Annotated in this window: 28 protein-coding genes, 1 other RNA gene and 3 pseudogenes; 19 read left to right on the forward strand and 13 right to left on the reverse strand. The window is 59.8% G+C overall.

Annotated elements, in window-relative coordinates; translation table 11 throughout:
• Window positions 1-256: 256 nt before the first annotated feature.
• Both P6U16_RS16110 and P6U16_RS16115 read right to left on the reverse strand, forming a co-directional pair.
• The gene (locus tag P6U16_RS16110; protein WP_277701375.1) at window positions 257-445 is read right to left on the reverse strand and encodes a DUF1192 domain-containing protein; all 189 of its coding nucleotides are present in this window, start codon (window positions 443-445) and stop codon (window positions 257-259) included.
• The gene (locus P6U16_RS16115; RefSeq protein WP_277701376.1) at window positions 442-1,755 is read right to left on the reverse strand and encodes an MFS transporter; all 1,314 of its coding nucleotides are present in this window, start codon (window positions 1,753-1,755) and stop codon (window positions 442-444) included. The genes P6U16_RS16110 and P6U16_RS16115 overlap by 4 nt, the downstream gene beginning before the upstream one ends.
• Window positions 1,756-1,922: 167 nt before the next feature.
• Between P6U16_RS16115 and P6U16_RS16120 the strand changes: the two genes are divergently transcribed.
• The gene (locus P6U16_RS16120; protein ID WP_277701377.1) at window positions 1,923-2,078 is read left to right on the forward strand and encodes a hypothetical protein; all 156 of its coding nucleotides are present in this window, start codon (window positions 1,923-1,925) and stop codon (window positions 2,076-2,078) included.
• A gap of 135 nt (window positions 2,079-2,213) precedes the next feature.
• Here the strand turns inward: P6U16_RS16120 and P6U16_RS16125 are convergent, their stop codons facing one another.
• The 4 genes and pseudogenes from P6U16_RS16125 to tkt form a co-directional block, all read right to left on the reverse strand.
• The gene (locus P6U16_RS16125) at window positions 2,214-3,239 is read right to left on the reverse strand and encodes a class I fructose-bisphosphate aldolase (protein WP_277701378.1); all 1,026 of its coding nucleotides are present in this window, start codon (window positions 3,237-3,239) and stop codon (window positions 2,214-2,216) included.
• 234 nt (window positions 3,240-3,473) lie between these two features.
• Window positions 3,474-4,672: pseudogene (locus tag P6U16_RS16130) on the reverse strand (phosphoglycerate kinase).
• Between the two features lie 171 nt (window positions 4,673-4,843).
• Entirely contained in the window at window positions 4,844-5,845 is a 1,002-nt protein-coding gene (gap, locus tag P6U16_RS16135) for a type I glyceraldehyde-3-phosphate dehydrogenase (protein ID WP_277701379.1), read from the reverse strand.
• Between the two features lie 72 nt (window positions 5,846-5,917).
• Window positions 5,918-7,900 (reverse strand): transketolase, encoded by a 1,983-nt coding sequence (gene tkt / locus P6U16_RS16140; RefSeq protein WP_277701380.1) that lies wholly within the window; start codon window positions 7,898-7,900, stop codon window positions 5,918-5,920.
• Between the two features lie 338 nt (window positions 7,901-8,238).
• Here tkt and P6U16_RS16145 point away from each other — a divergent pair, with 338 nt between their 5' ends.
• From P6U16_RS16145 to ssrS, 3 genes are all read left to right on the forward strand, one after another.
• Window positions 8,239-8,511, forward strand: a complete 273-nt coding sequence (locus P6U16_RS16145) for a DUF4164 domain-containing protein (protein WP_277701381.1) — start codon at window positions 8,239-8,241, stop codon at window positions 8,509-8,511.
• 46 nt (window positions 8,512-8,557) lie between these two features.
• A complete protein-coding gene (locus tag P6U16_RS16150; RefSeq protein ID WP_277701382.1) occupies window positions 8,558-8,935 on the forward strand; it encodes a cell division protein ZapA in 378 nt (125 codons plus the stop codon).
• A 59-nt stretch (window positions 8,936-8,994) separates the two neighbouring features.
• Window positions 8,995-9,153, forward strand: a non-coding RNA gene (gene ssrS / locus P6U16_RS16155) — 6S RNA.
• 599 nt (window positions 9,154-9,752) lie between these two features.
• Here the strand turns inward: ssrS and P6U16_RS16160 are convergent.
• Window positions 9,753-9,971, reverse strand: a complete 219-nt coding sequence (locus tag P6U16_RS16160; RefSeq protein ID WP_277701383.1) for a transcriptional regulator — start codon at window positions 9,969-9,971, stop codon at window positions 9,753-9,755.
• 269 nt (window positions 9,972-10,240) lie between these two features.
• Here P6U16_RS16160 and P6U16_RS16165 point away from each other — a divergent pair, with 269 nt between their 5' ends.
• From P6U16_RS16165 to P6U16_RS16190, 6 genes are all read left to right on the forward strand, one after another.
• The gene (locus P6U16_RS16165; protein WP_277701384.1) at window positions 10,241-10,816 is read left to right on the forward strand and encodes a 5-formyltetrahydrofolate cyclo-ligase; all 576 of its coding nucleotides are present in this window, start codon (window positions 10,241-10,243) and stop codon (window positions 10,814-10,816) included.
• A gap of 13 nt (window positions 10,817-10,829) precedes the next feature.
• Window positions 10,830-11,654 (forward strand): TIGR00282 family metallophosphoesterase, encoded by an 825-nt coding sequence (locus P6U16_RS16170; RefSeq protein WP_277701385.1) that lies wholly within the window; start codon window positions 10,830-10,832, stop codon window positions 11,652-11,654.
• Window positions 11,655-11,838: 184 nt separating this feature from the next.
• Window positions 11,839-12,627, forward strand: coding sequence for an MBL fold metallo-hydrolase (locus P6U16_RS16175; protein WP_277703874.1), 789 nt, complete (start codon window positions 11,839-11,841; stop codon window positions 12,625-12,627).
• Window positions 12,628-12,643: 16 nt separating this feature from the next.
• A complete protein-coding gene (locus P6U16_RS16180) occupies window positions 12,644-13,147 on the forward strand; it encodes a DUF6636 domain-containing protein (protein WP_277701386.1) in 504 nt (167 codons plus the stop codon).
• Window positions 13,148-13,232: 85 nt separating this feature from the next.
• Window positions 13,233-13,979, forward strand: coding sequence for a YebC/PmpR family DNA-binding transcriptional regulator (locus P6U16_RS16185; RefSeq protein WP_277701387.1), 747 nt, complete (start codon window positions 13,233-13,235; stop codon window positions 13,977-13,979).
• A gap of 88 nt (window positions 13,980-14,067) precedes the next feature.
• Window positions 14,068-14,418, forward strand: coding sequence for a cupin domain-containing protein (locus P6U16_RS16190; RefSeq protein ID WP_277701388.1), 351 nt, complete (start codon window positions 14,068-14,070; stop codon window positions 14,416-14,418).
• Between the two features lie 56 nt (window positions 14,419-14,474).
• Here P6U16_RS16190 and P6U16_RS16195 read toward each other — a convergent pair whose 3' ends face one another.
• On the reverse strand, window positions 14,475-15,476 hold the full coding sequence (locus tag P6U16_RS16195; RefSeq protein ID WP_277701389.1) for an LLM class flavin-dependent oxidoreductase: 1,002 nt from the start codon (window positions 15,474-15,476) through the stop codon (window positions 14,475-14,477).
• A gap of 172 nt (window positions 15,477-15,648) precedes the next feature.
• On the opposite strand from P6U16_RS16195, the gene ruvC reads away from it, so the two are divergent.
• The 9 genes from ruvC to P6U16_RS16240 all read left to right on the forward strand — a co-directional run bounded on the left by ruvC (window position 15,649) and on the right by P6U16_RS16240 (window position 20,703).
• Window positions 15,649-16,161: a crossover junction endodeoxyribonuclease RuvC gene (gene ruvC / locus P6U16_RS16200; RefSeq protein ID WP_277701390.1), complete on the forward strand. Its 513-nt coding sequence runs from the start codon at window positions 15,649-15,651 to the stop codon at window positions 16,159-16,161.
• Between the two features lie 55 nt (window positions 16,162-16,216).
• The gene (locus P6U16_RS16205) at window positions 16,217-16,483 is read left to right on the forward strand and encodes an AbrB/MazE/SpoVT family DNA-binding domain-containing protein (protein WP_277701391.1); all 267 of its coding nucleotides are present in this window, start codon (window positions 16,217-16,219) and stop codon (window positions 16,481-16,483) included.
• Window positions 16,467-16,892: a type II toxin-antitoxin system VapC family toxin gene (locus P6U16_RS16210; RefSeq protein WP_277701392.1), complete on the forward strand. Its 426-nt coding sequence runs from the start codon at window positions 16,467-16,469 to the stop codon at window positions 16,890-16,892. The genes P6U16_RS16205 and P6U16_RS16210 overlap by 17 nt, the downstream gene beginning before the upstream one ends.
• A 3-nt stretch (window positions 16,893-16,895) precedes the next feature.
• A complete protein-coding gene (ruvA, locus tag P6U16_RS16215) occupies window positions 16,896-17,513 on the forward strand; it encodes a Holliday junction branch migration protein RuvA (protein ID WP_277701393.1) in 618 nt (205 codons plus the stop codon).
• Between the two features lie 74 nt (window positions 17,514-17,587).
• A complete protein-coding gene (locus tag P6U16_RS16220) occupies window positions 17,588-17,872 on the forward strand; it encodes an AbrB/MazE/SpoVT family DNA-binding domain-containing protein (RefSeq protein ID WP_277701394.1) in 285 nt (94 codons plus the stop codon).
• Complete coding sequence (locus tag P6U16_RS16225) at window positions 17,869-18,273, forward strand: type II toxin-antitoxin system VapC family toxin (RefSeq protein ID WP_277701395.1); 405 nt, start codon at window positions 17,869-17,871, stop codon at window positions 18,271-18,273. Before P6U16_RS16220 ends, P6U16_RS16225 begins: the two co-directional genes overlap by 4 nt.
• Window positions 18,270-19,310 (forward strand): Holliday junction branch migration DNA helicase RuvB, encoded by a 1,041-nt coding sequence (gene ruvB, locus P6U16_RS16230; protein WP_277701396.1) that lies wholly within the window; start codon window positions 18,270-18,272, stop codon window positions 19,308-19,310. The genes P6U16_RS16225 and ruvB overlap by 4 nt, the downstream gene beginning before the upstream one ends.
• A complete protein-coding gene (locus P6U16_RS16235) occupies window positions 19,311-20,183 on the forward strand; it encodes a metallophosphoesterase (RefSeq protein WP_277701397.1) in 873 nt (290 codons plus the stop codon).
• Window positions 20,184-20,187: 4 nt separating this feature from the next.
• Complete coding sequence (locus P6U16_RS16240; RefSeq protein WP_277701398.1) at window positions 20,188-20,703, forward strand: NUDIX hydrolase; 516 nt, start codon at window positions 20,188-20,190, stop codon at window positions 20,701-20,703.
• Window positions 20,704-20,758: 55 nt separating this feature from the next.
• On the opposite strand, the gene P6U16_RS16245 is transcribed toward P6U16_RS16240, so the two are convergent.
• The 5 genes and pseudogenes from P6U16_RS16245 to P6U16_RS16265 all read right to left on the reverse strand — a co-directional run bounded on the left by P6U16_RS16245 (window position 20,759) and on the right by P6U16_RS16265 (window position 25,115).
• Window positions 20,759-21,688 (reverse strand): hypothetical protein, encoded by a 930-nt coding sequence (locus tag P6U16_RS16245; RefSeq protein ID WP_277701399.1) that lies wholly within the window; start codon window positions 21,686-21,688, stop codon window positions 20,759-20,761.
• Window positions 21,685-21,969, reverse strand: coding sequence for a hypothetical protein (locus tag P6U16_RS16250; RefSeq protein WP_277701400.1), 285 nt, complete (start codon window positions 21,967-21,969; stop codon window positions 21,685-21,687). The genes P6U16_RS16245 and P6U16_RS16250 overlap by 4 nt, the downstream gene beginning before the upstream one ends.
• Window positions 21,970-22,128: 159 nt before the next feature.
• The gene (locus tag P6U16_RS16255) at window positions 22,129-23,028 is read right to left on the reverse strand and encodes an NAD(P)-dependent oxidoreductase (protein ID WP_277701401.1); all 900 of its coding nucleotides are present in this window, start codon (window positions 23,026-23,028) and stop codon (window positions 22,129-22,131) included.
• Window positions 23,025-23,899, reverse strand: a pseudogene (locus P6U16_RS16260) (glycosyltransferase). Before P6U16_RS16260 ends, P6U16_RS16255 begins: the two are co-directional and overlap by 4 nt.
• Window positions 23,896-25,115, reverse strand: a pseudogene (locus tag P6U16_RS16265) (NAD-dependent epimerase/dehydratase family protein). The pseudogenes P6U16_RS16260 and P6U16_RS16265 overlap by 4 nt, the downstream one beginning before the upstream one ends.
• Window positions 25,116-25,147 lie beyond the last annotated feature (32 nt).

Below are 25,147 nucleotides of genomic sequence, written 5' to 3' on the forward strand. Positions count from 1 at the left end.
AATGATCCCATAGCGCATTTCACGCAAGCCTATTCTTAAGAAAGGGTTAATCTCCACAAGTCTTTGGCGGCTCAGGAAAAAAACACAAAAAAAGAGCCGCAAAGCGGCTCTCAAGGTAAAACAGGGAGAAAAATCAGACAATTCGCCAATCGGTAAACATCTGAGTCCAGAGCGATCTGGATGGGATAGTAATATCCTGTCAGGCTTAATGGTCGGTTAATGCACCCGGATTCACGCGGATGTGAAGACTGAAATGTCAGCGAAAAAGGCTTTCTGCCGCAGAACGGCTGGCCATCTTGCTCTGGCGCTCCGATTCGAGACGGGCGATCTCCTCTTTCAGGAGGTCGATTCGCGCCGTAAGTTCGTCGGCCGAAAGCAGCGACAGGTCGCAGCCGATCTCGTGTGCCTTGGGTTTCTTGGGGCGATCATCTTCGAAAAGCGTCATGCTCTGGCCTTTCTGGTTTCATCCGATTCCGGCACGCTCGCGGATGTGGGCTCCCCGAACGGCGCGGCGCGGGGCGAGAGCTGCAAGCTTTCCGGCGTCGTCATTGTGCCGGGGTTGATGGTCGAATAGGCGTCGCGTTCGCTGGCCGGTACTGCGGCGCGCATGCGGCTGCGGAAGATCGCGTAGATCGTGATCAGCACATGGGCGCAGGCCGTAATCATGAACAGGCCATAGGGGCCTGTTGCGGTCATGATCGGACCGCCGATCGTCGGGCCGATGATCGTGCCGATCCCGTACAGCAACAGCAGTCCACCGGAAATCTTTACGAAATCCTCAGGCGTTGCAAAGTCGTTGGCGTGGGACACCGCTATCGGATAGAGCGCATTGGCCGTGGCGCCGTAAATACCGACGAGGACCATCAACATGATCACGCTGCTCGGTTCGACGAGAAAGATCGAAAGGCCGGCAAGAGCCGCAATGGCGGCGAGTGCCGCCAAGACATAGCGACGGTCGATCCGGTCGGAGAGCCGACCGGCTGGGAACTGCATGACGGCGCCTGCGAAGATCGTCGTGGACATCATCAGGGCAACGTTGCTGTCGGTGAGGCCGGCCTGTCGGCCAAAGACCGCGCCCAGTGTTCCATAGGCGCCGTTGGAGATGCCGATCAGCAGGATGCCGAGAAAGGAGATCGGCGAATTTCGATAGAGCCCCCGCAGATCCAGGCTGACCTGCTTCAGCGGTTGTGGCGAGGCGGCGGTGGACAGAAGGGTCGGCAGCATGGCGAGGCAATAGACGATGCCGCAGATCATGAAGAACAAGGCTGTCGAGGTATCCCCGAACGGGATCATCAACTGCCCGCCGACGACGCCCATCAGGGTGATGGCGATATAGAGCGAGAAGATCGCGCCGCGGCTTTCATTGGTGGCACGCTCGTTCAGCCAGCTTTCGATGATCATCGAGGTGCCGGCCGTGGAAAAACCGGTGACGGCACGCAGAACGACCCACCAGATGGGATCGACCAGAAGCCCGGTGAGCAGCGCGATGATCGCCAGCAGCGACGTGAAACCGGAGAAAGCCCTGACATGGCCGATGCGCTGCACCACCTTTGGCGCCAGCAGGCATCCCAGTACGAAGCCGGACGCCCAGGAGGTTCCGAGCAGGCCAAGCAGCGTCGTCGAATAGCCTTCCGTCGTTCCGCGCACAGGCAGCAGCAGGCTGTGCAGCCCATTCCCGAGAAATAGGAAGAGCGTGCCAAGCAGTAGTGCTGCGACCGGCAGGAGGTTTTTCTCATGGATATTCGCTCGATTCAAACTGTGTTCGAAAATTAAGGCCATGCGCCTGCAATTGCCAGCCGCAAATTTAAATTCAGCGGCGATTGCAAAACCTTACCCGGCGGACTAGCCCTGTTGACGCGTAAAAGTGACATGTGTGTGACGCAACAGCGTTACAGGCCTTTTTCACAACAACGGGAAAAACCATGTCGAAGGCCATGACGATCATTCTTCTTCTGGCGATGGTGATCCAGCTTCTGAAGCCGCTTGGCCTGCCGGGTTTGAAGCAGCGCCGGGATTTCTGGAAGATCGCAGTTTTCGCCATCGCGGTCATGATGGTGACGGTGCTGGTTCGGCCCTAGGTGGAATTGAACCAAAACGCAATGACGCCGCCGTGCGGGGGCCTTTTGAAGAGAAATGTTGTCACCGGGACAATCAAAAGCCCGGCCGCTTGCGCGGACCGGGCTCTCTTCTCCTCCCCAGGATTGGAATAGTGGTCAGGCGGCCTTTTCGAGGTCCTTCTTCCAGCCGCCGGTGGCGGCCAGGCTGCACATGCGGGCGCGATGGGAAAAGGCGCGCTGGCCGGCAGCGACATTTTCCTGCTTGCCGCCCCAGGCGTTGAGCGCCTCGGTCTGCAGCGCGCGACCGTAGGAATAGGTCATGCCCCAGGGCAGGTCGTATCCGGCCTTCATCGCGGAAAGATGGGCGGTGGCTTCCTCGGTCGACTGGCCGCCGGAGAGGAAGGCGATGCCGGGAACAGCTGACGGTACGGTGCGCTTCAGCACCCGGACGGTGCGTTCGGCCACTTCGGCGACGCCGGCCTTGCGGGCCTTCTTGCCGTCGATGACCATGCTCGGCTTCAGGATAATGCCTTCGAGGCTCACATTGGCATCGGCGAGTTCGTCGAAGACGATGCGCAAAGTGAGTTCCGTGACCTCTTCGGAGCGTTCGATCGAATGATCGCCCGGCGTGCCGTCCATCAGGACTTCAGGCTCGACGATCGGCACGATGCCGGCTTCCTGGCAGAGGGCTGCATAACGGGCGAGCGCATGGGCATTGGCCTTGATCGAGCCGAAGCTCGGCAGAACGTCGGAGACCGCGATCACGCCGCGCCATTTGGCGAAACGGGCGCCGGCGTCGTAGTAGGTCTTCAGGCGGCCTGCGAGGCCGTCAAGGCCTTCGGTGACGGTTTCGCCGGGGAAGAGTGCCATGGACTTTGCGCCAGCATCGACCTTGATGCCGGGAATGGCGCCGGCTGCACGGATCACGTCGACGAAGGGTGTGCCGTCGGCGGCCTTCTGGAACAGGGTTTCTTCAAAGAGGATGACGCCGGAGATGTAGGCTTTCATGGCCTCGTCCGCCCGAAACAGCATCTCGCGATAATCGCGGCGCGATGTTTCCGTGGAAGCGAGCCCGATCGTATCGAAGCGCTTGCCGATCGTTGCCGTGGATTCATCCGCAGCCAGGAGGCCCTTGCCGGTTGCCACCATCGCCGCTGCGATATCTTCCAGTCTCTCGCTCATTCCCGATCTCCAATTCTGATTTTGGAGTCTGAAATAGCAGAAGGTGGAAGGCACGAAAACAGCAATTCAATTTGTTAAAACGATTGAAAAAATTTTAATCGATTGAAATCGCTCAGTTAAATCGGAGCAGATGCTCCTCGTGTGAGCAAAAGACCTGATTGGCGAGGTTTTGGAAATGAACGAAGCGCAAGGTGTAAACCATGCGCTTCAAAAGGTGCTTTCAGCCAGCGGCGATTACTTCTGCAGGTGCAGGATATCGACGCCGGGCAGGGGTTTGCCTTCCATCCATTCCAAGAAAGCGCCACCTGCGGTCGATACATAGCTCAGGTCGTCGGCCACGTCCGCGTGGTTCATCGCCGAGACCGTATCGCCGCCGCCGGCAACGGAGACGAGTGCGCCGCTCTTGGTGCGGGACGCGGCATGTTTGGCCACGGCAACCGTCGCCTTATCGAACGGCGCGATTTCGAAGGCGCCGAGCGGGCCGTTCCAGACCAGCGTCGCGGCCTTGCTCACCCACTCGTTGACGGCCGCAATCGACTTCGGTCCGACATCGAGAACCATGGCATCGGCCGGGATCGCTTCGATATCGACGACCTCGTTCTCGGCGCCGGCCTTGAATTCACGGGCAACGACGCCGTCGACCGGCAGCACGATGGCGCAGCCTGCGGTCGCGGCTTCGATCATGATCTGCTTGGCGGTGTCGGCGAGGTCATGCTCGCAGAGCGACTTGCCGACATTGGTGCCGCGTGCAGCGATGAAGGTGTTGGCCATGCCGCCACCGATGACCAGCGCGTCGACCTGTTTCACGAGGTTCATCAGGAGGTCGATCTTGGTGGAAACCTTGGCGCCGCCGACGATGGCAACGACCGGGCGGGTCGGATTACCCAAACCTTTTTCCAACGCTTCCAGTTCGGCCTGCATGGTGCGTCCGGCGTAAGCCGGCAGGATGTGAGCCAGGCCCTCGGTCGAGGAATGTGCGCGGTGGGCGGCAGAAAAGGCATCGTTGACGTAGATATCGCCATTGGCAGCCAAGGCCTTGGTGAAGTCTGCGTCGTTTTTTCCTCGCCCTTGTGGAAGCGGGTGTTTTCCAGAAGCAGGATATCGCCGTCATTCATGCCGGCAATCGCCGCTGTCGCCTTCTCGCCGATGCAGTCTGCGGCGAAATGGACATGCTGGTCGAGAATGTCCTCGACGGCCGGTGCGATCAGCGACAGCGACATGTCGGCGACAGGCTCACCCTTGGGGCGGCCGAAATGGGCAAGCAGGATGACCTTGGCGCCCTTTTCCGAGAGTTCGCGAATAGTCGGCACGACACGCTCGATGCGGGTGGCATCGGTCACCTTGCCGTCCTTGACCGGGACATTGAGATCGACACGCACGAGCACGCGCTTGCCGGCGATGTCTGTGAGGTCGTCGAGGGTCTTGAAAGTCATGGGTGTTCTCCGCTGATGGTGGTGTGTCGCAACGAGGCTCGATCAAACTATGAGAGCGTGCGGCAGTCCCGGATAGTCTTGCGCCCTTGTGGGAAGGATGGCCCGAAGGGTCGGGAGAGGGGCTCGCTTATGAAACTCCCTCCCCGCAAGGGGAGGGAGAGCATTCGGATTCTAGATCAGCTTGCCCATGGCAACAGCGGTGTCGGACATGCGGTTGGAGAAGCCCCACTCGTTGTCGTACCAGGACAGGATGCGCACCAGATCGCCATCGAGGACCTTGGTCTGGTCGGCGGCGAAGTTGGACGAGTGGCTGTCGTGGTTGAAGTCGATCGAGACCAGCGGGCCGGTGACGTAGTCGAGAATGCCCTTCAGTTCACCTTCGGCTGCAGCCTTGATGGCGTTGTTGATTTCGGCAGCCGTGACCTTGCGGGACGGCACGAACTTCAGATCGACCACAGAGACGTTCGGGGTCGGAACGCGGATGGCCGAGCCATCGAGCTTGCCGGCAAGCTGCGGCAGGACGAGGCCAACGGCCTTGGCTGCACCGGTCGAGGTCGGGATCATCGACAGGGCTGCCGCGCGGCCGCGGTACAGGTCCTTGTGCATGGTGTCGAGCGTCGGCTGGTCACCCGTATAGGAGTGGATGGTCGTCATGTAGCCCTTCTCGATGCCGAAGGCCTTGTCGAGAACATAGGCAACCGGTGCCAGGCAATTTGTCGTGCAGGACGCATTGGAGATGACGAGGTCATCCTTGGTCAGCGTGTTGTGATTGACGCCAAAAACGATTGTCTTGTCGGCATTGTCGCACGGTGCCGAAACGATGACGCGCTTGGAGCCGTTCGCCAGATGTGCGGCAGCCTTTTCGCGGGTCGTGAACAGGCCGGTGCATTCCAGCGCGATATCGACGTCGCTCCAGGGCAGATCCTTGGGGTCGCGGATCGCGGTGACGCGGATTGGGCCGCGGCCGACGTCGATCGTGTCGCCGGAAACCGTAACCGTACCGGGGAACTTGCCGTGCACGCTGTCGTAGCGCACGAGATGTGCATTGGTCTCGACCGGGCCGAGGTCGTTGACGGCCACGACTTCGATGTCGGTGCGGCCGGATTCGACGATGGCGCGAAGGACGTTGCGGCCGATGCGGCCAAAGCCGTTGATGGCAACTTTTACAGTCATTTCAGGTCTCTCCCTGTCTAAGGTCTCGATGTGGAAAACGGAGCGCGTGGTGCCGCGCTCCGAAACGGAAAATCAGGCGAGCTTCTTTTCCGCGGCGGCGACGATCGCCTCCACGGTGATGCCGAAGTGCTTGTAGAGGTCCTTGGCCGGACCCGAGGCGCCGAAGGAGTGCATGCCGACGAAGTCTCCGTCGTTACCGATGAAATAATCCCAGCCCTGGCGGACGGCGGCTTCTGCGGCAATCTTGACCGGCGCATCGCCGATGACCGACTTGCGGTACTCGTCCGGCTGTTCGGCAAAGAGTTCGAAGCAGGGAACCGAGACGACGCGCGCGGCAATGCCCTTGGCGTTCAGCTGTTCGGCGGCCTTCACGGCCAGTTCGACCTCGGAGCCCGATGCGAAGATCGAGACCTTGGCGTTGTCGGCGGCGCGTAACTCGTAGGCACCTTTGGCGCAGAGGTTTTCAGCGACATAGTCGAGACGCGACGGCGCAAGGTTCTGGCGGGTGAGCGCGAGGCCCGACGGGCGATGCTGCTCTTTCAGAGCCAGATGCCAGCATTCCGCGGTTTCGACCGCATCTGCCGGGCGGAACATCAGAAGGTTCGGGATGGCACGGAGCGCTGCCATGTGCTCGACAGGCTCATGGGTCGGGCCGTCTTCGCCCACACCGATGGAATCATGGGTCAAAACATGGATGACGCGGATGCCCATCAGGGCTGCAAGCCGGATCGACGGACGGCAATAGTCCGAGAAGATCATGAAGCCGCCGGCATAGGGGATGAGACCCCCATGCAAGGAGATGCCGTTCATCGCGGCGGCCATGCCGTGTTCGCGGATGCCCCAATGCATGTACCGACCGGAGAAATCGGTCGGGGTGATCGACGTCATCTGGCTGGTCTTGGTGTTGTTGGACGGCGTCAGGTCGGCCGAGCCGCCCAGCGTTTCGGGCAGGGTGCCGTTGATCACTTCGAGTGCATCTTCCGATGCCTTGCGGGTGGCGATTGCCGGAGGGCTGCCGGCCAGCTTTTTCTTGTAGGCATCCATGGCGCCATCGAGACCAGCCGGAAGTTCGCCGGCGAAACGGCGGGTGAACTCGGACTTCTTCGTCGTTTCAGTGGCGGCCAGGCGGCCATCCCAGGCCTTGTTAGCATCCACCGAGCGCGTACCGGCAGCACGCCATGCGTCGAGCACGTCTGCCGGAATGCTGAAGGCTTCGGCATCCCAGTTTAGTGCCTTGCGCGTGGCTGCGATTTCCTCAGCGCCGAGCGGCGAGCCATGCACCTTGTGCGTGCCCTGCTTGTTCGGTGCGCCGAAGCCGATGACGGTCTTGCAGGCGATGAAGGTCGGGCGGTCGGATTTGTGCGCGGCTTCGATGGCGGCGGCAATCTCATCCGGATTATGACCATCAACGCGGATCGTGTTCCAGTGCACGGCCTGGAAGCGGGCGATCTGGTCGGTCGAATCCGACAGAGAAACGGCGCCGTCGATGGTGATGTTGTTGTCGTCCCAGAACAGCACGAGCTTGTTGAGCCTCAGGTGGCCGGCAAGGGCGATCGCCTCGTGGCTGATGCCCTCCATCAGGCAGCCGTCGCCGCAGAGCGCATAGGTGTAGTGGTCCTGCAGGTCGGAGCCGAACTCTTCGGCGAGCTTGCGCTCCGCAATCGCCATGCCGACGGCATTGGCAATGCCCTGGCCGAGCGGGCCGGTCGTCGTCTCGATGCCGGAGGCGTGGCCGTATTCCGGGTGACCGGCGGTCTTCGATCCGAGCTGGCGGAACTGCTTGAGATCCTCGATGGTCATGTCCTCATAACCGGTGAGGTAGAGCAGCGAATAGATCAGCATCGAGCCGTGGCCGGCCGACAGCACGAAACGGTCGCGATCCGCCCAGAGCGGCGCCTTTGGATTGAACTTCAGATACCGGGAAAAGAGAACAGTCGCCACGTCGGCAGCGCCCATCGGCAGGCCGGGGTGGCCGGAGTTTGCCTTTTCGACGGCATCCATCGAAAGGAAACGGATCGCATTTGCCATCCGGTCGTGTTTTTCGCGAGAGATCATGACTGTTCCGCTTAAGTTCGGTTGTCAGGGAACGGTCTCTATCCTCCAAGACCGTATGAGAAGCGGCTGACACATAGCAGGTGCTTCGACGGTGTCAATAAAAACGGCCCTTTTCAAGCGGTTTCGGCGGTCTATTCGGGGGTGGCGCAGGCGTGTTCGCGCCCATGGGACTGGAACCATGCGAATCGATTTAAAAGCTGTTGATCCACAGCTTCCATGAGCCGGGCGACGGCAGGGCGTTGTTGACGCTTGCCGATTGGGTTTAATAGTGTGATTGGCTGGAAACACAGGTGAAGCGCGTCGATTCGAGTGTTTGCGGCGTGCGTCGGGAAAGAGTGATGGCGGCAGGTAAGACAGTCAAATCGGCGATCGAGGAGTTGCGCAACGCCGTGACGGGTCTCGACAATGCCATTGACAGCCGTCTGGACCGCGAACGGGACAGGGGCGAGATCGAGGGCGAGGTTCGCCGCGTCAATACCGACCGGTCGCGGCTTGCCCAGGAACTCGACCAGTCGCAGTTTCGGGCCAATCGCCTGGAAGAGGTTAACCGCGAAGTCTCGCGCCGTCTGGTGACGGCGATGGAAACGATCAGGGCCGTGCTGGACCGCTAGGATTAGCCGACTGGTTCAGGCCCGCATGCAGGTTCAGGTGACGTGAATGGCGCAAGTAACTGTTATGATCGACGGCAAGGCCTATCGCATGGCCTGCGAGGAGGGCCAGGAGCCGCACCTGACGGAACTCGCCGGTCGTTTCGACCAGTATGTCGGCCATCTGAAGACGCAGTTCGGTGAAATCGGTGATCTGAGGCTGACCGTCATGGCCGGGATCATGGTGATGGACGAACTGAGCGAAGTGAACCGGAAGCTGAAGAGCCTCGAAGCCGAGACCGACAATCTGAAGCGCGCCCGCGATTCTGTCCTGTCCGATCACGTCAAGACCGAGGAAGCACTAGCTTTGGCGCTGTCGGAGGTGACCACGCAGATCCACGGCATCGCCGCCAAGCTCAATGGCCTGCCGGCAACGGTTGCCAACTGAAATTGCACAAGTCTGCCATCAGCACTGGCGGAACCTGCTGAAGCACTCTATATTCAACGTGCGGTCTGCGCTCCTCGACAGGAACCACAATCCCTGGGGCCATACTCGATCCAAAGGGAGCTGTCCCTGGCCAGGCCCGTGGGCTTGGACATATGGCACCCACCTACGTTTGTAGGCACCCAGGATCGTAAAAAATCCATCGGTTGCGTGGATCGCACTTTTTCTTTTGATTTCAATGATTTCGGTTCTAGAAGAGCTAAATTAATGCCGATAAATCAAAATTTGATCTGCGGAATTTAATACGGTGAAGTCCAAAACCTAAAGCCGGCTTGCGGTTATCATTAAGACGGTCATCGCGGAACCCACTTGCTGCTGGACGCCTACGCTTCCGCCAAAGCTTAACCGAGATTTTTACCAAGAATGCGTGAGCCTATTCCGTATTCGAAATTGAATATATCAATTTCTACCTGGCGCGGGTTTTGATTTTCAAAAGCCTCTTTTTGGGCTGAATGACTAATACCACAGCAATCGCCGCAACCGCCAAAATCAACGCATTGATGCCTGTTGCTACGCTAAGAAACGCGGATATCAATACCGCACCGCACATGTAAAGCGGAGTTGAAAATGGACCTACGAAAAACCCCCAACGGAATTCGCGGCAATGGTGATGCCACCTAACGTGCTTAAGTCCCATCAGGAACCTCCCCTCACTTTTCTACAAGCATTATTGTGGTGGTCCTTAAAGATCGGTGTAGCCTGGGTTTCGGTTTCCAGTCCCTCGCGGCAAAGCAGGCAGAAATGCCACGCATAGTCCCGCTCAGGAAATCAAATCCATCCTTGCGGCGCGAAAGATGGCTTCGGCGACATTGTCGGCCTGCAGCTTTGCCATCGCCTGGGTGAAGGCGGCGTCGATGCGGTCGTGGGGGATGTCGGTTTCGCGGGTGATGTCTTCGCGGGTCCGGCCACGGGCCGCCAGTGACAGGCAGCGCAGTTCCAGAGGGTCGAGTTCGTGAAGCATCTTGTCCTTCATGGACATGCCGGGCTCCGTCTTCTGTCAGTGCAAACTTCCCGTCAAGGAGAAGCAGAGCGCACTCTTTCAATCATTGAAATCCTGTGCACCTTTGGCACAGCCAGCAGCCGGGAAGGAAGCAGAACCCTGTACCATGCTGAACAGGCCCTTAATGCTGTGCCATTTAGGACAACCACGCAAAACGGTCGCAAAAAGTTTCAGATGGGGCGGTAGCGTGGTTTCAATCCTATCGTGCTTTGCTCTAGGAAAGACGCTGATCTTCGAGGAGGAACGCCATGACAAATCCGAGGGAAGAAAAAGCTGTCATCCGCAACGAGCGGCTGGCGCTGCGGGATGCGCTTTCGCCGGAGCAGCGCATCGAAGCGAGCCTTGCCATGCTGGAACATGCCGGCGATCAGCTTGCCTTCGAACCCGGACAGGTGATCTCCGGCTTCTGGCCGATCCGCTCCGAGGCCGATATCCGGCCGCTGATGGCGCGGCTGAAGGCGCGCGGCGCCCGCCTCTGCCTGCCGGTGGTGATGGACCGCGAGACTATTATCTTTCGCGAACTCGTGACCGGCGCGCCCGCGGTCAAGACTGGCTTCGGCACCACCGGACCTGGACCGGAGGCGGCGGTGCTTAATCCCGAAATCCTGCTCGTGCCGCTGTCTGCCTTTGACGCGCAGGGCAACCGGATCGGCTATGGCGCCGGGCATTACGACCGGGCGATCACCCGTCTGCGCGAGAAAGGCCTGGTTCCCCGGCTGATCGGGATTGCATTCGACTGCCAGGAAGTGGCATCAGTGCCGGCGGAGCCGCATGATGTGGCGCTCGAGGCGGTGCTGACGGAAAGCGGTCTCAGGGTTTTTTAGAGCAGGATAGAATATGCGGCTTTTGTTTCTGGGCGACATGGTGGGCAAGACCGGCCGAACGGCAGTCTGGAACCGGTTGCCCGGCCTGATCAGTGACCTGAAGCTCGATTTCGTCATCGTCAACGGCGAAAATGCCGCCGGCGGTTTCGGCATCACCGAGGACATCTTTCTCGAAACGATCAACGCCGGTGCCGATGTCGTGACGACCGGCAATCACGTCTGGGACCAGAAGGAAGCCGTTTCTTTCTGCGAGCGTCACGACCAGTTCCTGCGGCCCGCGAATTATCCGGCTGGCACGCCTGGCCGCGGGTCCAATCTCTATTTCGCCCGTAACGGCGCCCGCGTCCTCGTTGCCAATGTCATGGGCCGTGTCTTCATGCACCCGGAGCTCGATGATCCCTTCAAGGCCGCCGAGGCGATTCTCGCAGCCTGCCCGCTGAAGGAACAGGCCGACGCGATCATCTTCGATTTCCATGCGGAAGCCACCAGCGAAAAGCAGTGTTTCGGCCATTTCGTCGATGGGCGCGCCAGCTTTGTCGTCGGTACGCACACCCATGTTCCGACAGCCGACGCGCAGATCCTGAACGGCGGCACGGGCTATATGTCTGACGCCGGCATGTGCGGCGATTATGATTCTTCGCTCGGCATGGAAAAAGAAGAGCCGCTCAACCGCTTCATCTCCAAGATGCCGAAGGGCCGCTTCGAGGCGGCGCATGGTCCCGCGACAATCTGCGGTGTCGGCGTCGAGATTTCTGACCGCACCGGTCTCGCCGAAAAGATCGCCCCGCTCAGGATCGGTCCGCGGCTGGCGGAGACGATTCCGGAGTTTTGGCGGTAGCCGCGTCCGTATGCTCAGAAATCAGAATGAAGAGATCGTAATAACGCAATCGTGAGCGCTGGCGGCGCTTTGAGGCTGGACGGGGCAAGTGGCTCGCCTATCCTTCGCATCTGCAAAACCCTTGGGTGAGGTGCATGATGCCGCAATCTTTGCCTCCGTCTTCGCCGCAATCACACTGCTGCATATGGTGGCTGCCGGATCGGCTTATGCACAGGACGCACGGCCACCCGTCAGCCAGTGCCAGGCGATTGCCCAGGCCGTTCCCAACGTCTTGTTCGCCAGTTTCAAACCCGATGCTGCTTTTCCCGTGCAGGCGGCAGCCGAAGAGGTAACCATCACCTATGCGGGGCATTCAACATTCGTGATCGAGACGCCCGGCGGCATTTCCATCGCCACGGATTTCAACGGCTGGTACGGGGGTGAGACACCGCCGACCGTCGTGACGATGAACAAGGCGCATTCCAGCCACTATACGCTTGCGCCGGACCCTGCGATCAAGCATGTGCTGCGTGGCTGGAGCGATGATGCCAATCCGGCGGATCACGATGTCGTCGTGGGTGATGCCTATATCCGCAATGTGACGACGGACATCCGCGGGGGCTATGGTGGCGCCATGGAGCCGAACGGCAATTCGATCTTCATCTTCGAAGTGGCGGGGCTGTGCATCGGGCATCTGGGCCATCTGCATCACGAGCTGACCGACAGCCACTATGCCGAGATCGGCCGGCTGGATGTCTTGATGGTGCCGGTCGATGGTGGTTTGACCATGGGAGCCGAAAGCATGAGCCGGGTGGTGACGCGGCTGCGCTCAGCGCTGATCCTGCCGATGCACCGGCGTGGTCCGCCGATCGACAATTTTCTGCAGATGTTTGGTGAAAGCTTCGACCGCAGCTTTGCCGACACAACCAATGTCAGGGTGTCATTGCGTTCCTTGCCAAAGAAGCCGCTGATTTATATCCTCAAGGGTGTGTAGCAGCTGGATTGTTTTTATGAGATTGCACCTGATAGCCTGCCTTGCCGGGTTTTTCGCCGCGACGACGGCTCTTGGCCAAGGCGCGCCGGCGCCGCGCATGCCATCGGCAGACGGCAGTGCCGTCAAGACGCCGGAGGTGGAGCCGCAGCCTCAAACCAAGACGCGCTCCATCGGCGGTGGGAAACAGGAGCAGTTCGTGCTGCCGTCCGGAAACATCGGCTGCATCTATACGCCGGAAGGCGGCACGCCGACCTATCGCCCTTTGGATGGCGGGCCGGAACTTGCCTGCGACCGGGTGGAGCCGCGCTATGTCCGCGCGACGCTTTCGGCAAGCGGCCCGGCGAGCCTTGACCGACAGGTCGGCGATGCAAGCTGCTGCTCGGCGACGTCAGTGCTGGATTATGGCCAGACCTGGCGGCAGGGGCCGTTCAGTTGCACCTCGACGCGCACGGGCCTGACCTGCGAGCGCGAGGACGGCCATTCCTTCTTTCTCAGCCGCCGGCGGATCGACGCCAACTGAAAAGCGTGCCGCCCTGCTGGACGGACGGCGGCAATGAAACTATAAGGCGCCATCTCAAAAAGAAGACGATTTTTCGGAGGGCGCCATGGCCGGCCATTCACAGTTCAAAAACATCATGCACCGCAAGGGCCGTCAGGATTCCGTGCGGTCGAAAATGTTCTCCAAGCTGGCGCGCGAAATCACCGTCGCGGCAAAGGCCGGCCTGCCGGACCCGTCGATGAATGCGAGCCTGCGTCTGGCGATTCAGAATGCCAAGGCGCAGTCTATGCCGAAGGACAATATCGACCGGGCCATCAAGAAGGCGTCGGGTAGCGACGGCGAGAATTACGAGCAGATCCGCTACGAAGGTTATGGCCCGGGCGGCACGGCCGTCATCGTCGAAGCGCTGACCGACAACCGCAACCGCACCGCCTCGAATGTCCGTTCGACCTTCACCAAGGCCGGCGGCGCGCTCGGCGAAACGGGTTCGGTGTCCTTCTCCTTCGACCATGTCGGCGAGATCACCTACAAGCTGGCTGTTGGCGATGCGGACAAGGTCATGGAAGCAGCGATCGAAGCCGGTGCCGACGACGTCACCACCGATGAAGACGGCCACACGATCATCTGCGGTTTCGAGGCGCTGAACGAAGTCTCCAAGGCGCTCGAAAGCGCGCTCGGCGAAGCCGAAACCGTCAAGATCGTCTGGAAGCCGCAGAACACGATTCCGGTGGACGAAGAAAAGGCCCTCTCGGTCATGAAGTTGATCGACGTGCTTGAAGACGACGACGACGTTCAGGCCGTCTATTCGAACTTCGAAGTCTCCGACGAGGTCATGGCCAAGCTTTCGGCCTGAACCATCCACCGTCATTGTCTGTCGGTATCGGCGGCGCGCGTTCGGCGGCCGGACGATAGTGTCCGGTTTTCTGAAGAGGATATTGATCATGCAGACTGTGACGAAACTTGCAAAGCCGGTTCCGGCAGACGGCGATCCGGCGACTTTGGACGGCTGGGTAATCGTTGCGGGCGCGCCGACGATGAAGACCTGGGCGCTGCACACGGCATCCGACGGTTCGATGGTGTCAGGCTATTGGGAAGCCACACCCGGCACCTATCACGCGACCTACACTGCCTATGAGTTTGTGCATCTGATTGCCGGCAAGATCATCATTACCCCTGACGGAGGCACGCCCGTTACCGTTGAAGCGGGCGATGCCTTCGTTGTCGAAGCCGATTTCAAGGGCACCTGGGAAATCATCGAGCCGGTGCGCAAGCATTTCGATTTCAAGGTCTGAGAGCAGGCCTTTAGCCGAGATCGCGTTTGTTGAGCCCCGGAGTGATCCGGGGCTTTTTACGCCGCCTTCTGCATCTGTTGCTGTGCAGCCGCAAACAGCCGCACGGATTTCAGGCGGGCATCCATGTCGAAGATCGGCATGGAAATGATGAGTTCGTCGGCAGCGGTCTGGTCGAGAAAGCGGGCGATCTTCGTGCGGATTGTCTCCGGTCCGCCGACGACCGCGTATGTCATGGCGTGATCGACGAAAATCTGCTCCTGATCGCTCCAGAGACCGTCCATGCTTTCGACCGGCGGCGGGAACTGGCCGCGGGCATTGCGTCGCAGCGCCACGAAGGACTGTTGCATCGAGGTGAACAGGTAGTCGGCCTCCGCATCGGTATCCGCTGCGACCCCCATTATGCCGACCATGGCATAGGGCTTGTCCAGATATTCCGATGGCGTGAAGCGTTCGCGGTAGATTTCCAGCGCCGATAAAAGCATGTCGGGCGCAAAATGCGAGGCGAAGGCGAAGGGAAGGCCGAGCATGCCGGCGAGATGGGCGCTGTAATGGCTGGAGCCCAGGAGCCAGATCGGCACGTTGCTGTCGGCGCCGGGCACGGCAAGCAGCGTCTGGTCCGCGTCCGCCGGTCCGAGCAGAGCCTGCAATTCGACGACATCATTCCGGAAATTATTGGCGCTCGCTTCCATGTTGCGGCGAAGGGCGGATGCGGTGCGCATATCCGTCCCCGGCGCGCGTCCCAGACCGAGATCGATGCGGCCGGGATAGAGGGCTGCCAACGTGCCGAACTGTTCGGCAATGACCAGCGGCGAGTGATTGGGCAGCATGATGCCGCCGGAGCCGACACGGATCGTCTTGGTGCCGGCGGCGACATGGGAGATGACGATCGAGGTTGCAGCGCTTGCAATACCTTTCATCCCGTGATGTTCGGCCAGCCAGAAGCGGGTGTAACCCGCAGCTTCCGCCTCCTGTGCCAGTCGGCGCGAATTGGCAAGCGCCTGTCCGGCCGTGCTCCCTTGCGTGATCGGGGAGAGATCGAGAATCGAAAAGGGAACCATGGGATTAGCCTTCATCAACAAAATATCTGAAACCTATGTAAGCGCTGATCCCGCGAATTAAAGATGCGGGCCCTCAGCAAATCGAACGGCCGCTCGGTCCTTGTTGTTCGATGTTTTTGTTTTGTTCACATTTTGCTGGCAGCGTCCCGGCATGAGTATTAAGCTTCCCACCATGCAAAACACGATTCGAATCATCGGCATCGATCCCGGCCTTCGCCGCACCGGCTGGGGCGTGATCGACACGCTCGGCAATTCCCTGCGCTTTGTCGGCTCGGGAACGATCATGTCGGATGGCGACATGGATCTCGCCTCGCGGCTTTGCCAGTTGCATGATGGTCTTGCCGAGGTCATCCACCTGCACAAGCCGGATGAGGCAGCGGTCGAGCAGACCTTCGTCAACAAGGATGCTGTGGCGACGCTGAAGCTCGGCCAGGCCCGCGGCATTGCCATGCTGGTGCCGGCGCGTGCCGGACTTCCGGTTGCGGAATATGCGCCGAATGCAGTGAAGAAATCCGTGATCGGCGTTGGCCATGGCGAAAAGCAGCAGATTCATATGATGCTGAAAATCCTGATGCCAAAGGCCGAATTCAAGGGCAATGATGCCGCCGACGCGCTGGCCATCGCCATCTGCCACGCCCACAATCGCGGCGGCGCCCGCATGCGCATGGCGGCCCTTGCTGGATAGTTTGTTCTTGACTTGTTCTGTTTCGGCGGGTAAGTAATACCTGAGAGGTATTACTATGCGCGTTACTGAAAAAGGCCAAGTGACCATACCGAAGGAAATTCGGGATCGTTTCAATATCGTGCCGGGAACCGAGGTCGACTTCGTTGCGTCGAAAGGCGGAGCCTTGTTGATCCGGGTCGATACTCGCGACGACGATAGCTCCATCCGCGATTTTGATGACTGGGCCGAGCGTGTCCGGGGAACATTTGATACGGGTGGAATGAGCACGGACGAATTTATGATTTTTCTCCGAGGGGAGCGCGACGATGTCGACTCTGGTTGATACCAACGTCTTTATCGATGTGCTGGGTCCGGACGCCCCATTTCGAAAATGGTCCGTCGATGTTCTCAAGCAGTGCACGCAGGAGGGTGAGATCATTCTCAGTCCGATCGTTTGGTCGGAACTTGCGGCATCGACAATTTCCGAGGCGGACTTGCTTGCGGCGTTGAGTTGGTTGGCGCCGAAACGCGAAACCATTCCGTTCGAAGCAGCCTTTCGTGCCGGAAAAGCGCATCGTGCCTATCGCGTTGCCGGTGGCCAGAGAGAGCGAACTCTGCCGGATTTTCTGATTGGTGCGCATGCTGAATGGCGTCGCCATCGTCTTCTGACGCGCGACGGCAGCCGCTACGTTTCTTACTTCCCGGCTGTGGATCTCATCACCCCCGAAACCCACCCCTTGCCAAGGATCTGACGCATGATCGGCAAACTCAAGGGCACGATCGATGAAATCGGCGATGATCACGTCGTCGTCGATGTGCATGGCGTCGGCTATGTCGCCCATTGCTCGGCACGAACCCTGTCGCGGCTCGGATCGGCGGGCGAGGCGGTGGTGCTGTTCATAGAAACCTATGTCCGTGAGGACCAACTGCGGCTCTTCGGCTTCCTGAGCGCGCTGGAGCGCGAATGGTTTAGGTTGTTGCAAAGCGTGCAGGGTGTTGGTTCCAAAGTGGCGCTGGCCGTGCTTTCGACGCTGACACCCGGCGAACTCGCCAATGCAATCGCATTGCAGGACAAGACGGCTGTTTCGCGCGCACCTGGCGTTGGTCCGAAGGTTGCCATACGGATCATGACCGAGCTCAAAAACAAGGCGCCGGCCTTTGCCGGCGAAGCGGCGGGCACCATCGAGTTTAAGCAGGAGCTTGGCGAAGGCCTTGCCTCCGGACCGGTCACGGATGCGGTCTCGGCGCTGAGCAATCTCGGCTATTCCCGCGATCAGGCAGCCAATGCGGTCGCGGCGGCCTTGAAGAACGGCGGCGAGGGGGCGGATAGCGCCAAGCTGATCCGGCTGGGGCTGAAGGAGCTTTCAAAGTAGCGCGGAAGAAATTCATTTTTTCCGCGACATCTGATAAAATCCTCCCAACTCAGAATTTTCCGAAGGATTGAGTTATGCACTGGGAACTGACGCTCTCCTCCAAAGGTCAACTCACCATTCCGAAGGATATGCGTGAAGCGCTTCATCTTCGGCCCGGCGACCGCGTTATTTACAGCATCATTGACGGACAGTTTGTAATCACCCCGAAGAACGTCGATTTCAACGATTTGGCGGGAATACTTGGTACAGCTCCCAAGGGACCAGCGTCGCTGGACGAGATTGACCGGTCCGTTTTGGCTGCGGCCGGCGCCAATGTGGTCGACGGGATCGACTATGACGAACCGGATGTCGCTGCGTGAAAACCTTCGGTCTCGATACGAATGTCGTTTTGCGTCTCATTCTCGACGACCATCCAGCGCAGCATAGCGCTGCGTTAAGATTTGGCGCCGGGCTCGGCAAAGACTATAATGCCTTTCTTTCGTTGATCGCTCTTCTCGAACTGGACTGGGCGCTTCGCTCCCAATATGGATTCCAGAGAAAAGACGTCGCAGCGATAATCGGAAAACTATTGCGGACCCGCGGACTGTTTGTTGAAAATCATACGGTGGTCTTGAAGGCTCTGAGACTGATAGCTGCTCAGAATGTCGATTTTGCGGACGCTCTTATTGCCTGTCGTTCTCAAGAGGAAGGCTGTGACGCTATCAAGACGTTCGATCAAAAAGCCGCCAAACGCATCCCCGGAATGGAACTTCTCGCATGACCGACGCCGCCCGCCTGATTACGCCGGAGAAGCGTGGCGAAGACCTCGATACGACGCTGCGGCCGCAGTCGCTGGACGAATTCACCGGCCAGGCGGAAGCGCGCGCCAACCTGAAAGTCTTCATCGAAGCGGCGAAGAACCGCGGCGAGGCGCTCGATCATGTGCTGTTTGTCGGGCCTCCGGGTCTTGGCAAGACGACGCTGGCGCAGATCATGGCAAAGGAGCTGGGCGTCAACTTTCGTTCGACCTCGGGTCCTGTCATCGCCAAGGCCGGCGATCTGGCAGCCCTTCTGACCAATCTCGAAGATCGCGACGTTTTGTTTATTGATGAAATCCACCGGTTGAGCCCGGCGGTGGAAGAAATTCTCTATCCGGCCATGGAGGACTTCCAGCTCGACCTGATCATCGGCGAGGGGCCGTCCGCGCGCTCCGTGAAGATCGACCTGTCGAAATTCACGCTGGTTGCGGCAACCACGCGGCTCGGTCTTCTGACGACGCCGCTGCGCGACCGCTTCGGCATTCCAGTGCGCCTGAATTTCTATACGGTCGAGGAACTGGAGTTTATCGTGCGGCGCGGTGCCCGGCTGATGGGGCTCGGCATGACCGATGACGGCGCCCGCGAAATCGCACGTCGCGCCCGCGGTACGCCGCGCATTGCCGGGCGTCTTTTGCGCCGGGTGCGGGACTTCGCCGAGGTCGCGAAGGCAGAGGCCGTGACAAGGCAGATCGCCGATGAGGCCCTGACGCGGCTGCTCGTCGACAATATGGGGCTGGACCAGCTCGACAAACGCTATCTCACAATGATCGCGCTCAATTTCGGCGGGGGGCCCGTGGGTATCGAGACGATTGCGGCAGGCCTTTCGGAGCCGCGCGATGCGATAGAGGACATCATCGAGCCCTACATGATCCAGCAGGGTTTTATCCAGCGCACGCCGCGCGGGCGTATTTTAACCGCAAATGCGTGGAAACACCTCGGACTGCAGATACCGAAGGACCTGGAGGCGACCCAGTTCCGGCTGTTCCAGGAGGAAGACTGAGTGGTTTCGCGTCGCGGGTTTTTCCGGACCCTTGGAGGGCTGATCCTGAGTGGCGCGGCGACAGGCGCCTATGCCGTGGGCATCGAGCCGAGGGGAAATCCCCGCGTGACGCGCTATCGTCTCGTTCCACCCAATTGGCCGTCCGGGTTGAAGCTGAAACTGGTCATCCTCGCCGATATCCATGCGTGCAAACCCTGGATGTCACCGAAACGCATCGGTGAAATCTGTGCGCAGGCAAATATGCTTGGTGGCGATATGGTGCTTCTTCTGGGGGATTTCCTCTCGGGCATGCGGCTGAGGACAGGCTATGTCGAGCCGAAGGATTGGGCGCAGGAGCTTTCGCGTCTGTCGGCTCCGCTCGGTGTCCATGCCGTGCTTGGCAATCATGATTGGCTCGACGATCCAGGCGCCATGGCGGCCGGAAAGGGACCGACGTTCGCGCATACGGCGCTCGAATCGATCGGCGTCCCTGTCTACGACAATCGTGCCGTGCGCTTCGAAAAGGATGGCATGACATTCTGGCTGGCGGGCCTTGCCGACCAGATCGGTCCTTGGGAGGGCCACGACGATCTGCCGGGAACGCTGGCACAAGTAGACGACGATGCACCTGTTATCCTGATGGCGCACGAACCGGATATTTTCCCCAAGGTTCCCGATCGTGTGGCTTTGACCCTATCCGGCCACACCCATGGCGGCCAGATTCGTTTGCTTGGTTATTCTCCGGTCGTGCCGTCGCGGTATAAAAATCGCTATGCTTACGGGCATGTCGTAGAAAACGAACGCAACCTGATCGTATCGGGCGGGCTCGGAACCTCCATTCTTCCCATTCGTTTCGGCTCGCCGCCGGAGATCGTCGTTGTCGATCTCGGATAGACCCATGGCGAAACGCAGGATGATCCGGTTGGATTCAGGCGAGCGGCGGTTCAATTTCCGCATTGCCGGGCTCGGTTTTCGCGACGGCTACGTGCTGGTTCATCGGGCAACGCATGAGGCCTTCTGGACCTTTCCTGGAGGCCGCGCGGAGATCGGCGAGACCTCGACCGAAACACTGAAGCGCGAGATGATCGAAGAACTGGGCGTCGAGGTAACCGTCGGGCCAATGCTCTGGACCGTCGAGAATTTCTTCCGTTACGAGCAGCGCGACTATCACGAGATCGGCTTCTACTACCGCATGGAGATCCCGGCGGAGTTCCCCTTCCATGAAACGGACATCGTCCACCGCCTGCGCGACGGCAAAAACAATCTGGAGTTCAAATGGGCAAAGGCGACCGTCGCCGCGCTGCGGGCGCTTGATATCCCGCCCTATTTCATTGCCGAACAGATCGAAAACCTGCCGGACAGGCCGCAACACATCATCTGGCACGATGGCGATCTGGACAGGCGTGATATGTGAACTCTGACCGAACGATCCCGACCCTAAGTGCTGGCCGGGATCGTTCCTGCAAGGGTCAGCCCGTAGCGCCGGTGATCATGTCGCCGAGGCCGGCCTTAAGTTTTGCATCCGGGGCGTAGCAGTCGGACACGAACAGCGTGCCATCGGCGCAATCGTACCATTCGCCATTGCCGACCGCCGCGGCCTTGATCTTGGCAAGCGTCGTCTGCCACGCGCTTTTCGGCGGCAGGCTGATGACGCGCTCGGTGACCCAGTCGGTCAGCCAGCGCTGGTTGGCAAGGGAGGATGCGGCGAGCGCGACAGACGGGTTTGCCTCGAAATAGGCTTCGATGGCGGTGTTGGTCGGGGCGATGACGAACTGTTCAAGATTGCTGTCGCCGAAGGCACCGGCAAGGCCGGTCTGGAGCAGGGCGGCCAGAAACGTATCGGTCTTGCCGGCGGTTTCCGGTCCCCTGGCAAGTCTGTGCAGGGTCTCGAGAATGGTCGGCAAAGTTCCTGCGCTGTCGGTCGCCCCGATTTTCCCCGCGACAGGCTGGTAGACGAGGTCGAGGACCGGGGTGAACGACCGCTTGCGGATGCCGCGCGTCCAGTTGAATTCAAAATCGACTTCCAGCTGTCCGCTCAGGGCCGGCACTTTGCCTTGCGGCACCTCGAAGATCACCGCCGGGTTCCAGATGTAGCCGGCATAGGACGTCCTGCCCGGATTGGCCGGCACCGCCGGGCTGATCCAGCCGACATGCGGAAGGCTCGTGTGCCATTCGATGGAGCCGGTCGCCGGGCGGGCAGCGAACGAGACTTCGGAGGCCGTGAAGCTGATCCCGACGCTGGTGTTGATGGAAGCGCCGACTTTCGTCTTGCCTTCCTCCCGCTCAACACCCAGTTCCCCGCCAACGGAAAAGCTGATGGCCACCTCCTCGATGGTGCTGTTGGGGCCAAAGCTCGTCAGCCGCGTTTCGGGCGATCCAGAACTGATGCGCAACTTCATGTAGTTCGCATAGAAGCCGACCGAGACCCAGTTGCTGCCGGGGCTTGTGGGGAGCCCTGGATGCCGTGATAGACATCGCCGGTCACGAGGTAATAATCCTTGGTCAGGCTCTGGTCGCCCTGCTGCAGCTTGTAGACCGCGAGTACGGCGTTTGCGGTTAAAGTCTGGGGTTCGGTTGCCACTGTGCCCCAGCCATAATCGCTGCCGCCATTGGCATTCCAGTTTGCGTCGAGATTGCCCACCAGTTTCCAGGCGGCAGCATCCAGCGTGTCGATCGGCATCTACATCTCTCCCGTGTTGACGAAGCGTTCCGGGAACGCAGCGTTTGAAGCTCAGGGCCAAGACGGCCCGAGACAGCGGACGGTAGAATAAAATGGCGAATGCAACTATTGGTAATTTTTAGAGGTAATGCAGCTTTTGCGCGTGTTTTCCGCAGACGATCAGGCGAGAAGGCCCAGGTCGTCGTGGAGGGTTTGCTGGAGCCTCTCCCTGCCTCCGGGCGTCCAGCCCAGCGCACCGATCTTGCAGGTGCTCATCTTGTTGTAGTCAGTCGCATCGGCGGTATCGGGCAGGGGATGGGGACAGTGAGTCCTTTCCTTCAGCGGCGCGAGGATCATGCGGTTGTCGATCAGTATATCGGAGACGTTGAAGGTCTCGCCGCTGACCCGGATGGAATCGGTGTCCAGCATCAACCGCACGGCGCTTGCGACGTCAGCGCCATGGACCTCCGTGCCCGCGCGCCGCGCAACCGGTCTGCCGGCGAGGTAGTCTTCGAACAATCCTTGCCATTTGTGCGGCTGCCCCAGTCGGGCGGAGCCATAGACGCCCGTGACGCGCAGGCTCGCCGTCACGAAACCGTGGCCGCAGAGGGAATGCAGGGAGCGCTCGGCCATCAGCTTGACGGAACCGTACAGGGTGTCGGGCCGGCAAAGCAGGCCTTCCGTCAGCAGCGTGCCTGACGGTTGCGTACCATAGGCGGCACGGCTGGAAAGAAAGCAGGTACGGCGAACGCCTGCGTCCTTCGCCGCCTCGAACAACCGGACAGTGCCGTCGAGGTTTTTCGCCTGAAAGCCTTTCGGATCGTCGCCTTCGCCGCCGCGGTATTTTCCGGGCAGATGGTCGAAGGCGGCATGCACGAAATAGTAGATATTGTCGAAGGCCTCGATCTGGTCGGCTTCCGGATCGAGATGCAAGGGAACGAACGAGACAGGCTTTGAGAACGCGTTCAGTGAAGGCGGGGTGCGGCCACCAACCGTCACCTTATAGCCGTTTGTCAGCAGATGCTCGACGATGAAGCTGCCAACAAGACCGGTACCGCCTGAAACGAGAACGCGTGTCATAAATTTCCCGGTTCGATTTTCCTAGGATTGGGCAGATCGGCAACAGCCGGGATGGTCTCCCCAGCGTAAAAGGAATACCACAGGTCGATCAGCAGCTGCAGCCTCTCAGCCTTCGGGTGGTCTTTCTCCCAGGGTTTTTCATACTGGTAGTGCAGCACGCCGATCACGGCCCAATCCCAGAGTTCTGGCATGTTGAACCAGACATATTGCAGCATGTTCATGGTGACCGGCAGGCCGTGCCAATCCGGAAAGAAGGCCTGCAAAAAGGTCTGGTCGGTGCGCGGCCAGAAGGCGTCCGGTACATCGAGGCGCTCAAGCATCGCATCGTAAGTGGCAAGCGACGGTTCGGCGACGAAGACGCCGGAGTTCAGGCGGTGGAAATCCGCAAGGCTTTCATAGACATTGGGGGCTGCGGAAAATTCCGGATAGGCGAAATACCGATCGATCGGCTTCAGCACCAGCGCGTCGGCGTCGACGAAGATGCAGCGCTCGTATTCGGTCAATTGCCAGAGCCGCAGCTTGCAGAAATTGTCGAGCGGGAGTGAAACTCCGGCTTGCGGCCTTTGCTAAACGGCGCATTTTCATGAACGTTGCGGCGCGCATGCCGTTGGTTGAAGGCGTCCGACAGGGGCAGCAGGTCTGTTGCAACCAGCCGGCAGCCGAGCGATGCAAGCGGCTCCAAAGCCTGTTCCGATACGCCGCCCGTGTGGAGAACGACGATATCGGCCGGTGTGTTCGTGTGGCGGATCGAGCGGGCAAGTGCGGTTGCCCCCATCGCATAGTCGGCATTCGTTACCAGCGTCACGAAGGCGTGCCTCGATCGCGCCGGCTGTGTTGCAAACAGCCCTTCGGATAGTTGCGTGACGCTCATGATACCGATTTCAGGCGCTTTCCTTCCGGATCGTGATTGATCTTTGCGGCGATGTCCTTGGTCCAGGCGGACACTGCCGGAACCCGGCTTCGATCGACACGATAGGCATATTTGCGGGCGACCTCAACGATCTCATCGAGCAAGCCATTTTGCAGAGTGGTCGGATCAAGGCCGAGTGCCCGGAACTTTTCGTTGCGCACGATCAGTTCGTTTTCGGCGGCTTCCTTGCGCGGGTTGGGCAGCCAGGCGATGTCGGAGCCTGTCATACCGGCAATCATTTCGGCGAGATCACGGACCCGGTGCGTTTCGGTCATCTGGTTGAAGATCTCGACCTTGGCGCCGCGGGTCGGTGGGTTTTTCAGGGCAAGATCGATGCAGCGGACCGAATCCTGGATGTGGATGAAGGCGCGGGTCTGGCCGCCGGTGCCGTGAACAGTCAGCGGATAGCCGATTGCCGCCTGGATCAGGAAGCGGTTGAGCACGGTGCCGTAGTCACCATCATAGTCGAAACGGTTGATCAGTTGCGTGTGCCGGCGCGTTTGCTCCGTATGGGTGCCCCAGACGATGCCCTGATGCAGGTCGGTGATCCGCAGGCCATCATTCATGGCGTAGAACTGGAACAGCAGCTGATCGAGGCATTTGGTCATGTGATAGATCGAGCCGGGATTGGACGGATAGAGAATATCCTGGCTCACCGTCTCGCCGCTCACCGTTTCGATGCCGACGGGGAGGTAGCCCTCCGGGATCGCTGCGCCGATCGTCGAATAGCCGTAGACCCCCATGGTGCCCAAGTGCACCAGATGGGCGTCGAGACCGATCTCGACCATGGCGTTAAGCAGGTTGTGCGTTGCGTTGACGTTATTGTTGACGGTGTAGTTCTTGTGCCGATCGCTCTTCATCGAATAGGCGCGGCGCGCTGCTCGGCGAAATGGATGATGGCATCCGGGCGGTTTTCAGCCAGCCAGTTTTTCAGGAGCTCGTAGTCGCGCGCCAGATCGATCAGATGGAAATGGATGCGGCGGCCGGTTTCGGCATGCCAGATGCGGGTGCGTTCCTGGATCGAGTCCATCGGGGTCAGCGACTGGACGCCGAGTTCGGTGTCGATCCAGCGTCGCGAGAGGTTGTCGAGAATGTGGATATCATGGCCGGCATCCGAGAGATGCAGGGCTGTGGGCCAGCCAACGAAACCATCACCGCCAAGGACAGCAATCTTCATGTGCGGTTCTCCTGTTGATCCGCCGTAAATGA

It is taken from the genome of Rhizobium sp. 32-5/1 (assembly GCF_029537235.1).
Classification (GTDB): Bacteria; Pseudomonadota; Alphaproteobacteria; order Rhizobiales; family Rhizobiaceae; genus Pararhizobium.